13 protein-coding genes and 1 tRNA gene are annotated in these 13760 nt (G+C 70.0%); 9 read left to right on the top strand and 5 right to left on the bottom strand.

The features are described 5' to 3' along the window. The first annotated feature begins 12 nt into the window (after window positions 1–12). A complete protein-coding gene (locus tag DVS28_RS24705) occupies window positions 13–2280 on the top strand; it encodes a TIM-barrel domain-containing protein (RefSeq protein ID WP_114593831.1) in 2268 nt (755 codons plus the stop codon). A 9-nt stretch (window positions 2281–2289) separates the two neighbouring features. On the opposite strand, the gene DVS28_RS28755 is transcribed toward DVS28_RS24705, so the two are convergent. Further along, window positions 2290–2451, bottom strand: a complete 162-nt coding sequence (locus DVS28_RS28755; protein ID WP_164711005.1) for a hypothetical protein — start codon at window positions 2449–2451, stop codon at window positions 2290–2292. 103 nt (window positions 2452–2554) lie between these two features. Here DVS28_RS28755 and DVS28_RS24700 point away from each other — a divergent pair, with 103 nt between their 5' ends. Continuing rightward, on the top strand, window positions 2555–3028 hold the full coding sequence (locus DVS28_RS24700) for an Lrp/AsnC family transcriptional regulator (protein ID WP_114593830.1): 474 nt from the start codon (window positions 2555–2557) through the stop codon (window positions 3026–3028). A gap of 33 nt (window positions 3029–3061) precedes the next feature. Here the strand turns inward: DVS28_RS24700 and DVS28_RS24695 are convergent, their stop codons facing one another. Both DVS28_RS24695 and dcd read right to left on the bottom strand, forming a co-directional pair. Further along, on the bottom strand, window positions 3062–3877 hold the full coding sequence (locus tag DVS28_RS24695; protein WP_114593829.1) for an alpha/beta fold hydrolase: 816 nt from the start codon (window positions 3875–3877) through the stop codon (window positions 3062–3064). 51 nt (window positions 3878–3928) lie between these two features. Next, window positions 3929–4495, bottom strand: a complete 567-nt coding sequence (gene dcd / locus DVS28_RS24690; RefSeq protein ID WP_114593828.1) for a dCTP deaminase — start codon at window positions 4493–4495, stop codon at window positions 3929–3931. A 117-nt stretch (window positions 4496–4612) separates the two neighbouring features. On the opposite strand from dcd, the gene DVS28_RS24685 reads away from it, so the two are divergent. Both DVS28_RS24685 and DVS28_RS24680 read left to right on the top strand, forming a co-directional pair. Beyond that, complete coding sequence (locus DVS28_RS24685; protein ID WP_114593827.1) at window positions 4613–5827, top strand: HEAT repeat domain-containing protein; 1215 nt, start codon at window positions 4613–4615, stop codon at window positions 5825–5827. 39 nt (window positions 5828–5866) lie between these two features. Further along, window positions 5867–6439 (top strand): TMEM165/GDT1 family protein, encoded by a 573-nt coding sequence (locus DVS28_RS24680; RefSeq protein WP_114593826.1) that lies wholly within the window; start codon window positions 5867–5869, stop codon window positions 6437–6439. Between the two features lie 21 nt (window positions 6440–6460). On the opposite strand, the gene DVS28_RS24675 is transcribed toward DVS28_RS24680, so the two are convergent. Next, window positions 6461–8332 (bottom strand): TIGR03767 family metallophosphoesterase, encoded by a 1872-nt coding sequence (locus tag DVS28_RS24675; protein ID WP_114593825.1) that lies wholly within the window; start codon window positions 8330–8332, stop codon window positions 6461–6463. Between the two features lie 307 nt (window positions 8333–8639). On the opposite strand from DVS28_RS24675, the gene DVS28_RS24670 reads away from it, so the two are divergent. The 5 genes from DVS28_RS24670 (at window position 8640) to DVS28_RS24650 (ending at window position 12539) form a co-directional block, all read left to right on the top strand. Beyond that, entirely contained in the window at window positions 8640–9587 is a 948-nt protein-coding gene (locus DVS28_RS24670) for an SDR family oxidoreductase (protein WP_114593824.1), read from the top strand. A gap of 82 nt (window positions 9588–9669) precedes the next feature. Further along, window positions 9670–9743 (top strand) — tRNA-Gly (locus DVS28_RS24665). 222 nt (window positions 9744–9965) lie between these two features. Beyond that, a complete protein-coding gene (locus DVS28_RS24660; RefSeq protein ID WP_114593823.1) occupies window positions 9966–10433 on the top strand; it encodes a hypothetical protein in 468 nt (155 codons plus the stop codon). A 304-nt stretch (window positions 10434–10737) separates the two neighbouring features. Beyond that, window positions 10738–11655, top strand: coding sequence for a GNAT family N-acetyltransferase (locus DVS28_RS30305; protein ID WP_114593822.1), 918 nt, complete (start codon window positions 10738–10740; stop codon window positions 11653–11655). Next, complete coding sequence (locus tag DVS28_RS24650; protein WP_164711003.1) at window positions 11652–12539, top strand: hypothetical protein; 888 nt, start codon at window positions 11652–11654, stop codon at window positions 12537–12539. The genes DVS28_RS30305 and DVS28_RS24650 overlap by 4 nt, the downstream gene beginning before the upstream one ends. Before the next feature lie 151 nt (window positions 12540–12690). Here DVS28_RS24650 and DVS28_RS24645 read toward each other — a convergent pair whose 3' ends face one another. Beyond that, entirely contained in the window at window positions 12691–13629 is a 939-nt protein-coding gene (locus tag DVS28_RS24645) for an SDR family oxidoreductase (protein ID WP_114593820.1), read from the bottom strand. Window positions 13630–13760: the final 131 nt, after the last annotated feature.

The following is a 13760-nucleotide window of genomic DNA, read 5'->3' as shown; positions in this document are numbered from 1 at the left end:
GACTTCCGTTCGGTGGCTGACCGCCTGCACCTGCCCCGCGTGGTGCGGGTCACTGCGGTGACGCTGGTCCTGACGATCGTCGCCGCGGTCGGTGTTGTTCGCCTCGTGGGGCCGCCGTCGACGTCGTCGGTCACGCCGCTGCTGCCACAGGGCATCGAGGTCGGCGAACGGGCGCGCGGGACCTACCGGGTGGGCGAGCACACCGTGCTCATCGCCGCCGATGGGATCACGATCAGCCATCCGGCGTCACCCAGGGCGGTGTGGGCCTCGCCGCGGGCACGGGCGTTCCTCGTCGCGGCGACCGGGACCGTCGACACCCCGGAACGACGCGGGATGCTGCGCCTGTCCGAGCACATCGAGGAGGTCTTCGGCGAACAGACCGTCGAGGGCGCCGACGTCGACACCGACGGCCGCCTGGTGATCACCGGCCTGCTCGGCAACGAGGAGAGCGACGAGCGGCTGGAGTACCAGGTCTTCGTGGCCACGTCCGAACGGCAGACCGGCGGGTTGGACATCGACGTCGCCGTGCTGGAGGAGGTCGACCGCCTGTCGCTGATCTCCGAGCTGGACCCTGGTGAGCAGGTGCACGGGTTGGGGGCGCAGTTCGCCGACTTCGACCTGCGGGGACGTGCCTACCCGTTGATCCCACGGGCGCAGGGCGTCGGCCGCGGCGCCCAACCGCTGTCGTTGCTGGTCGACCTGGTCCTCGGTGCGGCGGGGGCCGCCGACACCACCGGGGCACCGCTGCCGCACATGGTCACCTCCGCCCCCCGGTCGTTGTGGGTCCACGGCCCCGACGTGGTCGTCGCCGACCTGCGGCAGGACGATCGGCTGGCCATGACCGTGTGGGGCGAGGCGCTCGAGGTCTCGATGGCCGTCGGTGCCACCCCGGCCGATCACGTGGCGGCCCACACCAGCGCCGAGGGGGTGCCGCGCCGGGTGCCGGAGTGGCTCGGAACGGGACTCGTCCTCGGCGTCTCGGAGGGGGTGTCGGAGGTCCGCGACCGGCTCGACCTGCTTGCCGAGGCCGACGTCGACGTCGCGGCGGTGTGGCTCAGCGACTGGGCAGGACTGCGCCCCGTGCCCTTCGGCGACGGGCCGGGCCTGTCCGGGACCGTGGACGCGGCGCGCTACCCCGACCTGCCCGGGCTGGTCGAGGACCTGGCCGACGACGACATCCGCGTGCTGACCACGGCGAGCCCGATGCTCTCCCCCGATGCGGCCCACGACGGCGGCCGCGACCTGTGGCAGGAGGCTGCCGAGGAGGGCTGGTTGGTGCGCGACGAGGACGAGCAGTCCTACGTCGTGGAGGTCTCCGGGGTGCGGGTCGGATGGGTCGACCTCTTCGATCCCGATGCGCAGGCCTGGTACGCGCGGGTGCTGGCCGACGAGGCGCTCGGGTCCGGTGCCACCGGCCTGGTCGCCCTTGACGGCGAGGGACCGCCGCTCGAGGCGGTCACCGCTGCAGGGCCGGTCGAGGACCTGCGCCGGGCCTACCCCACGCGGTGGGCGGCCACGACCCGGCGTGCGCTGGAGCTGGCGGGGCTGGGGCAGGACGGCCTGACCGTCCACACCGCCGTCGGCCCGGGAACCGCCGGGGAGGCAGGGATCCTGCGTGCCGGTGACCAGCTGGTGGACTTCTCCCACACCGACGGGTTGGCCAGCGGGCTCGACGGCCTGCTGTCGGGAGGTGTCAGCGGCCTGACGCGGTCCCATGTCGACATCGGGGCCACCACCACCGTGGCGCTGCCGGGGCCCCTGCCCGACCTGCTCCGCTCCGAGGAGCTGGTCGTTCGTTCAGCGGAGCTGTCGGCCTTCACGTCGATGATGCGGACGGCGCCGGGTACTCGTCCCGACCTGGGTGCCTCGATCACCGACGACGGGGTGATCGGCCACCTGTCGGCCCTCGTCGGGCTGTTCGGTGCGCTGGCCGACGAACGCGAGCGGCTGGACCGCGCGTTCGACAGCCGTGCCCTCCCCCTCGTGCGCCACCCCGTGCTGGTCGTCCCCGAACAACCCGAGGTGGCCTATCAGCCGGAGGTCTTCTTCATGGGCGAGGACCTGTTCGTCGCCCCCGTGCTGGAGGAGGGGGCCACCGAGCGGGAGGTGACCCTGCCAATCGGCAGCTGGGTCGACATCTGGACCGGTGAGCAGGTCGAGGTGTCCCGCACCACCGTGGAGGAGACGACCGTCGAGGCGCCGCTGGGCCGCCCCCCGGCGTGGGCGCGTGCGGGATCGGCGGTGGCCGAGGACCTCGACCGGTGGCGTCAGGCGTCCTGACCGTCCCCGTTACTGGTCGAGGAGCTGGCGGCCCGTCACGTACATCCCGCGGTGACCGCAGGTGCAGTGGAAGCGCACCTCGATGCCGTCGGGGGTGTTGTGGACGGCATCGATTCCGGACGGCCAGATGAGGGTCCGGCCGCCGTGGGTGGGGCAATCAACGGTGAACATCGCAACCTCCTTGGCTGATCAGCTGACGAAACGACGGCGTGTCATCCCGAACGCCATAGAATAGCAGGTAGACGCCGAACGACCATCGAAAGTGTGGGTCTGAGTGGACGAACGCCTTCTTGACGAAACCAACCGCCAACTTCTGGCTGCGCTTCAACGGGACGGGCGAGCCAGCTATCGCGAGCTGGGCGACCTGGTGGGGTTGAGCCCGCCTGCGGTCGCCGATCGCATCAAGCGGCTGGAGGAGGCGGGCGTGATCGTCGGGTACCGGGCGATCATCGACCTGGAGAAGGTGGGCCGGCCCCTGATGGCCACGGTCCGTGTCGGACCGACCACGAAGGAGGAGTGCGACCGCCTGGAAGCGTGGGCGGCCGAGCAGGCCTCGGTTCTCCGCTGCTGGCGGGTGACCGGCGAGGACTGCTACCACATGGTCGTCGCGGTCAGCGGTCCAACCGAGCTGCACCACCTGCTGGACGGCGTCATGGAGTACGGCCCGTCCAACACCTCCCTCGTGCTGAGCCAGCCGTTCGACCACGCCATCGTCGAGCCGTACGTCCCGGCGGACGACGTGGTCTGACCGTGACCCGGGCCGATCGGTCGCCGCGCAGCGTCAGCCGAGGAAGGCGCGCAGGGCGTCGACGAACGCGGGTTCGCGTTCACGATGTGGCCAGTGGCCGGCGCCGTCCAGGACGAGCACCTCGACGGGACCGGTGAAGGCCGACCGACTGGCCTCGAAGGACTCCGGTGGCACGAGGTCACGCGTGCCGCCGACCACCAGGCTCGGCATGCCCAGACGATGCGTCAGCGCCCGGTCCGGGCGCGGCGAGAGTGCCCGGTAGTACGCCAGCGTGGCGTCGAGCACGTCGGGGTCGGCCATCGCGGCCTTGACGTTGGCCACACAGGCGTCGCGCTCCGGTCCCGACCAGCCGGGCGCCCACCTGCGGTAGAGGACGTCGACCCCGCTGAGGTCGGCGAGCGCGAACTGGCGGGCTGCCCACGGCAACTTGAAGGTGGCGAAGTGGCGTGCCTTCCACAGCAGCGCCGGGGTGGGTTTCACGGTCCGGGGATGCGGGATGGCCACCCCGACCAGCCGGTCGACGCGGTCCGGGGACAGCGACGCGACGCCGTAGGCCATCGACGCCCCCCAGTCGTGGCCGACCAGCGTCGCCGAGTCCAGCCCGAGGTCGTCGAGCAGGCCGATGACGTCCTCGGCCAGGGTGCGGGCGTCGTAGGGCCGGCCGGGACGGATCGACGTCGGGGTGTAGCCACGGAGGTGCGGCACGACCACCCGGTGCCCGTCGGCGGCCAGCGCGTCGGCGATGCCGTCCCAGGTCGAGGCGGTGTCGGGGAACCCGTGCAGCAGGACGACCGCTGCCCCCTCCCCCTCGTCGCGGTGGATCTCCATCGCCGGGGTGCTGCGCGCCATCGTGTCCCTGTTCCCTCGTCGAAGATCGAACCTGTCGGCGGGTCGGGCCGACTACTCGTCGAAGTTGCGGTAGTAGCGGCTGGCGGTCGGGCCGCGCTGTCCCTGGTACTTCGAGCCCAGCTCGGCGTCGCCGTAGGCGTGCTCGGCCTCCCGGTCCAGCTGGAAGAAGGCCAGCTGACCGATCTTCATGCCCGGATAGATCGCGATCGGCAGGTTGGCGACGTTGGACAGCTCCAGCGTCAACCAGCCGGAGAAGCCAGCGTCGACGAAACCGGCGGTGGCGTGGACCAGCAGGCCGAGGCGGCCCAGCGAGCTCTTGCCCTCGATGCGGGCGACCAGGTCCCTGGGGAGGGTGACCTTCTCCAGCGTCGACCCGAGCACGAACTCGCCCGGGTGGAGGATGAACGGCTGCTCGTCGGTGGCCTCGACAGGGTCGGTCAGGTCGGGCTGCTCGTCCCGCACGTCGATGTAGGGGTAGAGGTGGTTGTTGAACACCCGGAACTCGCTGTCGACGCGCAGGTCGACGCTGGAGGGTTGCACGGCGTCGACCCCGATCGGGTCGATCGTGATGCGCCCCTCCTCCAGGGCGGCTCGGATGCTGATGTCGGACAGGATCACGTTGGGGGGTCCTCGGGTGGGGTGTGGTCTCGCCGGGAGTCTAGGAGATGTTCACGTGCCGCCCTGCCGTGGGCGCTGTACGGTGGCCGGCTGTTTCGAGAACTGGAGAACCGAGTCATGGACACCGTCACGCGCATCGCGCTGCTGGGGGATGCCGAAGCCGATGTCCGGCTGCAGATGGCGCTGGAGCTGGGTCAAGCCCGTGTCGCGGACGCGGCCGCGCCGCTGGTCGCACGTTTCGGAGTCGAACGTGACTTCGGGGTGCGCGAGACGCTGACCTGGGCGGTGCTGCGCATCCGCGAGTCCGCGATGCCGCTGGTCAGGGATGCGCTGGACAGCCCGGGGTGGATCGCGCGGCTCCAGGCCACCCACACCCTCAGCAAGCTCGGCGACCCAGACGACGGCACCCGGCTGTTGCCGCTCGTCGCCGACCCGGTGGCGGCCGTCGCCTCACGCGCCTGGTGGGCGGTCGCGCAGTGCGGGGACCCCGAGGTCGTGCCGGCGCTCGTCGGCCAGCTGGGCCGTGGCTCGGCGGAGGACCGCAACAGCCTGTACGTGGCGCTCGGCCACTTCGGGGCCGACGCCGTTCCCGCAGTGGTCGGTGCGCTGCGGCACGGGTCGACACCGACGGTTCGTCGCCACGCCGCGGACGTCCTCGGCGGCCTCGGCTCGCCCGCAGCCGAAACGGCTGCGACCGCCCTGGTCGAGGCGCTGTCGGATGCCGACGGCGACGTGCGCGTGGGGGCCCTGAGCGCGTTGGGGTACCTGCGCTCGCCGGCGGTGTGGCAGGTGATCGAGGACACCGTGTCGCACGCCGACCACCGGTTGCAGCTGCTCGCCGGACGGCTGCAGGAACGGCGGCCGGGCCGGGCGTCGGTCAGGCGTGGCGCCGCGTCGGGGGAGATCCCGATGACGCTGACCGACATCGACGACCCGGCGGCGACGGTCGGCCCCGAATCGAGGTCGTGGCCGGAACCGGACCCCTCGCTCGTGACCCTCGAGGGCGGACCCTGGAAGTCGCGGCTCGTGGGGCCGTTGGCCCGTCAGGTGGAGGTGTCCCGGCCCCGATGGCTCGCCCGCGCCGATGTCCCCGCTGGTGTGCTTGAGGCAGTCGGCGCCGAGGCGATGGACCGGGCGCTGGCGGCGGGCCTTCCCGAGGGCGTCGCGGGACGAGTCGCCGCAGGAGCGGTGGAGCAGCACGTGCACGAGACCGTCCTGCTGGAGCAGTGCAGCGTCGTCGATCCCGGCCGGATCGTGAAGGACCTGCTGGTGGGAACCGAGGTGCACGTCGTGGACTTCGCCGGCAGGGAGGTCGAGTCGGTCGGGGACTAACGTGGTGGGTCCGCCGCCCACCACCATCCGGATCTGCAGTTGTTCGACGCCATCGGGGTCGCGTTCGCGACCGTGTTCCTCGCCGAGCTGGGTGACAAGTCCCAGCTGCTCGCCCTGTCCCTGTCCGCCCGGTACCGCCGGTCGGTCCTGCTGCTGGCCGTGCTGACGGCCAGCGCGGTCACCATGGCGGTGTCGGTGACCGCAGGGAACCTGGTCGGACAGCTGCTGCCGACCCGCGCGATCACCGCCGGGGCCGCACTCCTGTTCGTCGCCTTCGGCGTGATTACCCTGCGCGGCGACGACGAGCAGGACGACGAGGAGGAGGGCGAGTCCGCGTCGTCGTCCTCGGGGTTCGTCGGGATCGTGGCGGCCCTCTCGTTGGCGGAGTTCGGCGACAAGACCATGGTGGCCACCTTCGCGCTTGCGGCGGCCAGCTCGGCGGTCGGCACCTGGATCGGGGCCACGGCCGGGATGGCGCTGGCCGGGGCAATCGGCGTCGCCATCGGCGGTGCGGTGTGGACACGCCTGTCCCCGCGGACCGTCCGGCTGGTGTCCGGCGGGCTGTTCCTCCTCGTCGGGGTGGTCCTGCTGGCGGACGCGTTGCGGGGCTGATCCCGGGGTTCGTCGCTGCCGTCAGGTACGTGGCTGGCGGACGGCGCGCAGGCCGGCGGCCCCGGCAAGGAGGAGGGCGCCGCCGATCGTGAGGTTGGGTGAGGCGGGGCCCGTCGCGGGCAGCCGCTGGCCGGTCGAGCCGCTGTTGGTCGTGCTGCTGCCCGTGCCGGTCTGGCTCGTCGGGGTCGGCGTGGGCGTGGGGGTGGCCGTCGGGGTCGGGGTGGGAGCTGGGCCGGTCGCGCTGAACGGGTTGGCGATCAGCAGCTCGTTGTTGCGGTCGTTGAACTCGCCTGGCCCGGTCCCCGCGAAGCCTCCCTGCGGGTCGTTGCCCATCAGCTCGCGGGCGAGGAACACCGTCGGGTCGCGGTCGTCGTGGTCGATCATCGTGGTGAAGATCGACAGGGTGCCGTCGGCGTTGTCGACGACCTCGATGACGCGGGCCTGCGCCGGCCAGTCGATGTGCGCGGCGGTGCCGACGTCCCAGAACGCGCCGCTCCCTTCGCCCCGGAAGCCCACGGTGTTGGAGTGGGTGTGGCCGTTGACCCACAGGATCAGGCTCGGGTGGGCGGTGCAGACCGCCTGCACGTCGTCGGCCAGGTGGCGGGGCAGGTCGCCGCCCTGCGGATCGGCGGGGTCGGGGGTGACGATCGGGTTGGTCAGCGACCGCAGCCCGTGGTGGCTGAAGAGGATGGCCGGGCGTTGGTTGTCGTCGCAGGCCTGCAGCTCGGCGTCCAGCCATGCCAGCTGGGTGTCGCCGACGGACCCCTCGGAGAACCCACCCGGGTTGACGGTGTCGAGGACGATGAACCGCAGCGGGCCGACGTCGGCGGCGTAGTAGACGATGCCGTTGTCGACGTTGGCCTGGGTGAAGCCGTGGCCGGTGGGCAGCCCGGGGGACTCCATGTGCTTGCGGGCGTACTCGGCGCGGTCGATGATCCGCCGTTCGGGGTCGGCGGTGACCGGGGTGGCTGGGGCGCCGACCGGGGAGATCGGCACCTCGCCGTCGGCCAGCAGGCACGGGTTGGCGGGGCCGGGGCTGAGGACCTTGAGGGGGCCGGTGGCGATGCCCTCGAGGGCGGGGTTGGTCGGGGCGTTGCCCTGCAGGAGGCCGTCGTGGTTGCCGTAAGCGGAGTACCAGGGCAGGCCGATGCCGGGGGCGGTGAAGCTGGCCAGCGCGTCGGTCAGGAAGCCGGGGGCGTCGGGGAACCCGTAGGTCGTCTTGTAGCGGTCCTGGATGGCGGGGTCGGGATGCCAGTACTGCAGGTCGCCGCTGGCCTGGACGCCCTCGTAGAGGGAGGGGTCGCCGGAGTTGGGGGTGACCGTGCCCCCGTCCATGACGGCGAGGAAGACGTCGGTCTCGTTGGCCTGCTGGTTGTCGATGTTGTCGCCGGTGCAGACCGCGGCGGCGATGGGTGCGCCGGTGACCGGTGAGCTGCCCATCTCGCGGATCCGGCGGATCATCGCATCGGCGATCCTGGCCGATGCGGCCTCCTGCGGGCGGTGGGCCGACTCGAACGGGGGTGGGCAGGCGTCGTTGACGAACCGGTCGGTGAACTCGACCCGGGCCGGCGACTGCACGTCGATGATGTGCTGGTCGGTGAGGTGGACGACGCACAGCAGGCTGCGTCGGCGCTGGTCGCGGTTGGCCTGCGGGGTGGTCAGCTCGTCACGGACGAGGTGGGGTTCACCGTCCCCGAGGGCGACCGGCGCGTAGCCGAGGTCGTTGACGGTGCCCTGCCGGAGGGTCTGGGCCAGCGTGGTCAGCCGCGCGGCCGCGACCGCCGCCTCGCTGTCGGCCTGCATCAGCTCGGCTGCGACGACCTCCTGGGGAAGTCCCGTTGCTGCCGCCACTGCACCGACCAGCGCGATGAAACGCCGCCTCGTGATCGCCATGTCCGCCCTGACTGCTGGTGTGAACGTGAGGTGAACGCGGAGTCTACGGGACCCCGATCGCGCCCCCGGCCCGCCGGTCCCGAGCCGGTCCCTCGCTGCCCAGCGGCAGGGCGACGGTGACGACTCGCGCTGCCTCCCCGTGCCCGTGCGTGCACCCACCGTGCCGCTCGGCCGCGTCTCATGGCGTGTTTGAGAGGAATGTGCATGATGTGGCGACTTATCGGTGCAGTAGAAGGTGTACGTGAGAGTTATTGTCTACTCAGCGAAATCATCTGCAACGATCACACTTCAGCACGGGAGAGAACCAATGTCAGACACGACGTTCGGACCGCAGGGCTGGACCCCTGAACAGCTCGGGCCCCAGGACGGCAGGACCTACCTCATCACCGGTGGCAACGCCGGCGCGGGGTTCGAGGCGACTCGGATCCTGCTGCACGAGGGCGCCAGGGTGGTGATGCTCAACCGCAGCGCGGAGCGGTCCGAGGCGGCCGTGGCGAAGCTCAAGGAGGAGTTCGGCGCCGGCGCCGAGGTGTCCTTCGTCCGCATGGACCTCGCCGAACTCGACAGCGTGCGCAAGGCGGCCGCGGAGGTCCTGGAATCCGTGCCGCGCATCGATGCCCTCATCTGCAACGCCGCCATCGCGCAGGTGCCCACCCAGAAGTTCACCGTGGACGGGTTCGAGAGCATGCTCGGCACCAACCACTACGGCCACTTCCTGCTCAGCGGCCTGTTGTTCGACCGCATCGAGGAATCGAAGGGCCGCATCGTCGTGGTCGCCAGCCTCGGCTACAAGATGGGCATCCGGACCATCCAGTTCGACGACATGAACTGGGACCACAACTACCACCAGAACAAGACCTACTCGCAGAGCAAGCTCGCGCAGATGATGTTCGCCTACGAGCTGCAGGACCGGGTGGCCGCGGCGGGTTCCAGCGTCGAGGTCTACGTCTGCCACCCCGGCTCGTCGAGCACATCGCTGATCACCACCAGCGGCAACCTGATGACGCGGACCATGTTCCGGCTCATGGCCATGTCCCCGATGGTCCAGTCCGCGGAGAAGGGGGCCTACCCCGAGGTCATGTGCGCCACCCAGGACGGCCTGGAAGCCCGCGCGCTCTACGGGCCCACCGGCCGCAACGAGTGGGTCGGTCCGGTCGGCAGGGGGACGCTGGAGCCCTTCGCCTACGACAAGTCGGTCATGCAGCGCCTCTGGACCGTGTCGGAGAAGGCGACCGGTTTCGACTGGACGCTCTGATTCCAGGGGCGAGGGTTGGAGCCTCCGCGGCCGCCGTACCGATTGCCCCGCCGGCGGCTTCTGGGTAGCATTCGCCGCTCCTGCGGGTGTAGTTCAATGGCAGAACATCAGCTTCCCAAGCTGAATACGGGGGTTCGATTCCCCTCACCCGCTCCACCCATCCACCACACCATCCATCTGTTCATCCACGCGATGTCGAGCAGGCCGCTGTGTAGCTCTCGGCATGCCCGTCCGGGGGTACGCTGGGCGTCATGGCACGCATGGCGAGAGTGGTGGCACGGAGGGGGCTCCACGACCCCGATCGGTCCCGCGAGCAATGGTTACAGCTGCCCCCCGAAGAACGTCTCGCCGTCGTTCAAGAGCTGCGAGTGGAGCATCATGGGTGGACCGATGAAGCTGGACCGCGACTTCGCCGAGTTCATCGCGTGCTGCCTCGCTCGTGACGTCCGCTTCCTGATCGTCGGCGGGTACGCCGTGGCGGTCCATGGCCATCCTCGCTACACCAAGGACCTCGACGTCTGGGTGTGGATCGGGGATGACAATCCTGAGCGGCTACTCCTGGCGCTGGCTGATTTCGGGTTCGGGGGCGTTGGCCTCGTGCCCAGTGACTTCCGGCAGCCCGAACGAGTGGTGCAGCTCGGTCAGCCGCCGAAACGGATCGACCTGCTCACGTCCGTGGATGGCGTGGAGTTCGACGACTGCTACGCGGACCGCCTGAACGTGGTCATCGAGGGGCTTCCCGGCCCCGTGCCTTTCATCGACCTCCACTGGTTGCGCGTCAACAAGCAGGCCTCGGGACGCGCCCAAGACCTCGCAGACCTGGAGGCGCTCGCGGACGAGTCGTGAGGTCTGCGGCGCAACCTCGAAGAAGCTCCGGAGCTTGGAACGCCGACGAGGCGGATCACGGATTCGCATTTCGAAAGGGCGCAGCGGCTGCTCGTCGTCGACTTCGTGGGCTCGGACCCGCGGAGTCGGGACCAAGTTGTCCTGTGCCAAGCTGGTGGTGTCCTCGAAGAGTCCGGTCAGGGTCAGGTCGATCCGGACGTGGGGCAACTTCCGACCTCCGCAACGGGGAGGCTCATCGCACAACCTTCGCACGAGGCAAGGAAGCCACGGACAGACGCCCGGGTCGTCTTGGAGTACGGAGCGCATGACAAAGCTGATCCCCCCCGTCGTCGACCGGGGCGCGATGGCGGGCATGGAGCAACCTGTGATCTCAGTCGATGATGAGGTCTCGCTCCGCCCCTTCCGACCGAACGACGCGCGAGCCGTCGTGCAGGCCTTCTCGACACCGGACATCCAGCACTATCACTTCCGGCGCGTCGACAGCGATGCAGAAGCTATGCAGTGGATCCTCGTTTGCGCCGAAGGATGGCGCTCCGAGCAGTCGGCGACGTGGGCAATCGTGTCGCGCGCCCGTGACAACGTGTTCGGTCGCGTCACGATCTACACGTCGCTCGAAGACGGCCATGGTGAGGTCTCCTACTGGGTGCTCCCGTCCGCCAGAGGGCACGGCGTCGCGACCCGCGCCTGCGTCGCCGCGACGGAGTGGGCTCATCGACTCGGCATTCACCGCGTCCAGCTTCAACACTCAACCCAGAACGAGTCCTCCTCCATCGGCCGCCACACCGCCATCGGTGGGAGGGATGCGCTCGCTGACGACGTCCTGTCCTCGGCGTCGTCGCTCGGCATGACCACCGAGCGGATCTCGGGTGCCACCCGGTTCAGAAACGGCCACCGCCATCGCCGAGGCCCGCGGGTTCACCGCGGACGCCCCGGCGGAGCGCGTGATCGTGATCGAGGGACAAGTCGGACTCGGCGTGGTCTGCGGGCTTCGTGTCCGCGGCACTCGTCTCCGCGGATCCGCCCGCCCTTCGACGTCGAGATCCAGCGGCAACGACTGCTCGAAGTGCGCGGCGGGACCAAGTCATCATTTGTGAAACCGGTGGACAGAAAGCCTGCGGAGTGTCTAGGGTTCCGGTCAGGCCGCAGGACACTCAGCGGTTCACGAGGGAGGCGCGGGGCTCATCTCCGCACGCCTCCAGGGTCACCAAGGGGAGAAATATGAAGGTTCGATTGGTGTGTGCGCTGGCAGCGACGTTGCTGATCACGGTGCTGGTCCCGGCGGGTGCCCAGCCCGCGTCGTACGGGTCCGAGGTGATCGCGGGAACCATCGGAGAACAGTCCGACAGCGAGGGGACCCGGCGATACCGCGCGTTCGTCGGCAACCCGGCACCTGCTGGGTATGACCACTGGTACATGTGGGGCAGCCCGTACGTGGAGACCGCCTCGCCCGAGACGACACCGGTCACCCTGACCGGAACGCTGGACCTCGGTGACGTCCGCTTCGCCAACGGTGAAGGTGGCGCGGTCGGCCTCTACGAGGTCGCAACCCTCGCGGCTGGCGAACGCACCGACCGGTACGCCGTTTTCCTGTACGTGGCACCCCGGAACAACGGGACCAACATCGACGTCGGTATCAGCGACGGCCGCGGACCTAGTGGCGAGTACGTCCAACGGTTCGTCCGCCTGGACGCCACCGACCTTGCCGACGCCACCGTCTACGACGTCACGTTCACCGTCGATGGCCAGGCGGACCCGGCCTCGTGCGCCAGCCACATCGCCGACATCCCGACTGCCGACGGCTGTGCCACGCTGACCATCAACGGCCAGACCATCACCGACTCCTACGGGACCATCACCACCGGCGCCCCGGAGGACGTCGAGCTGGACAGCGGCGCCCATCCCGGGGAGTACTTCTTCTACGCCGACGTTGCCGAGCTGCGGGAGGTGGGCAGCGGGATCGGCTACCAACTGACCGTCGAACCGACTGTCATCCCCCAGCCGACCAGCAAGGACGATTGCAAGAAGGGCGGCTACGCCGACTACGGGTTCAGCAACCAGGGACAGTGCATCCGATACGTCAACACCGGCGAGGACAGCCGTACCTGACCCGACAAGGCGGCTTGGTCACGCAGGAGGGTCAAGTCGCCGGGGTCCGTGATCGCGTCTCAGGACGCCACCACGGGCGACCTGCCCGCCCTGTCCGCCCCGTGATGACGCTGGCGGCTGTCGATCGAGGTGGAGCGACCGGAACGGTTGCTCAATCCTCGTAGCGGACACCGGTCAGTCGTTCGGAAGCCTCCCACACCCGGGCGGCTTCGTCGACACCGGTGAGGCGGCTGTACAGCGTCTGGGGGCCGGGTGGTCCGTTCAGGTTCCGGGACCGCTGCGGCCCGAAGAACTCCACGTCGGTGTCGGGTGTCGTGGCCGCCAGCAGGGCCGGGAGTGCGGCGGAGTCGACGGTGCCGGCCAGGATCCCCCGGGAGGACAGGAGGCGAATGAGGCGCCTCCCGATCGTGTCGCGGTCCCGGCCGACCTCGGGGCGGGCCGCCAGGAGGTTGGTGGGGGCGACGCCGGGATGGGACAGGTTGCTGGTGATGCCCCAGCCGTGCGCGGCGCTGCGCCGGTGCAGCTCGAGCCCGAACAACCCGAAGGCGATCTTCGACTGGCTGTAGGCGACCCGTCCGTTGTAGTCGTGCTGCCAGTTCAGGTCGTCCCAGTTGATCGCGCCGCTGTTGGCGGCGATGCTCACCTGCGAGGTGACCCGAGCACGGCCCTTGCGAAGCAACGGCAGGAGCCGTCCGACGAGCGCGAAATGGCCCAGGTGGTTGGTCCCGAATTGCAGCTCGAAGCCGTCAACGGTCTCCTGGCGGTCCGGCGGGGTCATCACTCCGGCGTTGTTGATCAAGATGTCGATCGGTCGGCCCTCCTCTTCCAGTGTGGCGGCCAGCGCCGCAACGCTGGCGAGGGACGACAGGTCGAGGTGGCGCAGCGACACCGTGGCCGCCGGGACCTGCTCACGGATCCGGGCGAGGGCGGCGTCCCCCTTGGCAGGGTTGCGGACCGGCAGCAGGATCTCTGCGCCGGCGGCGGCCAGGCGGGTCGCGATGACGAGCCCGATGCCGTCGCTCCCGCCGGTGACGACCGCGAGCTTGCCGGTCTGATCGGGCACGGTGATGTCGGCTGTTGTGCGTGGCACGGGTTCTCCTCTGGGTGGCTAGGGGTTGACTGGGACCACCATCAGGTGCCATGCCACCGGCAGCTACGGCCTGTCCATCCACGGATCACCGATCCGCCCCTCCGCCGCCCGCCGCCCGAAGGGGGGATCGA

It is taken from the genome of Euzebya pacifica, from assembly GCF_003344865.1.
Classification (GTDB): domain Bacteria; phylum Actinomycetota; class Nitriliruptoria; order Euzebyales; family Euzebyaceae; genus Euzebya; species Euzebya pacifica.
Note: the sequence above shows the minus strand (reverse complement) of the source record. Positions and strands in the feature narration are given on the sequence as shown.